This window comes from Alcanivorax sp. HI0083 (genome assembly GCF_001635175.1).
This window is the reverse complement of sequence record NZ_LWFX01000348.1, coordinates 1-715: the sequence shown is the minus strand read 5'-3', so window position 1 is coordinate 715 and position 715 is coordinate 1. Positions and strand designations below refer to the sequence as shown.

General features: G+C 56.2%; 2 protein-coding genes. Both read left to right on the top strand.

Annotated elements, in window-relative coordinates:
• Positions 1 to 235 (top strand): 50S ribosomal protein L9 (gene rplI / locus A3754_RS03660; RefSeq protein ID WP_063518873.1); only part of this gene is annotated, 235 nt, incomplete at its 5' end.
• 290 nt (positions 236 to 525) lie between these two features.
• On the top strand, positions 526 to 715 hold a 190-nt coding region (locus A3754_RS25910), incomplete at its 3' end, for a DnaB-like helicase N-terminal domain-containing protein (RefSeq protein ID WP_304439794.1).

Here is a 715-nt window from a genome sequence, read left to right as displayed (position 1 = left end):
CGAAGCCGCAGTTTCCATCGCCGCCAAAGCGGGCGACGAAGGCAAGCTGTTCGGTTCTGTGGGTACCCGCGACATCGCGGAAGCCATTTCCTCTTCCACTGGCGTGGACGTGGAAAAAGCAGAAGTGAAGCTGCCCCACGGTGCACTGCGCACCACCGGTGAGTTCGAAATCGACCTGGCGTTGCACGCCGAGGTAACTGTGACCATCAAACTGGCTGTGGTTCCTGCCGAGTAATCGGCAGAACTGACACTCGGTTTGCCCCCGCGGGGGCACGGTGACAGAATCAGGGCATTGTCCGAAACCTGTTTTCAGGTGGGGGCAGTGCCCTTTTTTGTTGAAGGGTAGTGCAAAGTTAAAAGTTTAAAGTTGAAACGCGAGTGGAGCCGGTGCGTTTTGAGCGGTCGGAGGCCGCGACTACAGCGTTGTCGAGGCTTATAGAATCTAGCGATGGGTGCATGCCCGGGTCGCGTTTCAACTTTAAACTTTGCTCTTTCAACTCTATTTCCCAACACGTTGGCTTATCCATGAATGAACCCATGTCGCTGGACAAACACCTGCCTGAGAACCTGCGTATTCCTCCCAATTCGGTGGAGGCGGAGCAGGCGGTACTGGGCGGTTTGCTACTCAATAACAGCGCCTGGGATGATGTGGCCGAGCGGGTGGGCGCGCGGGATTTCTACCGTAAGGAGCACCGCCTGATTTTCGAGGTGATTG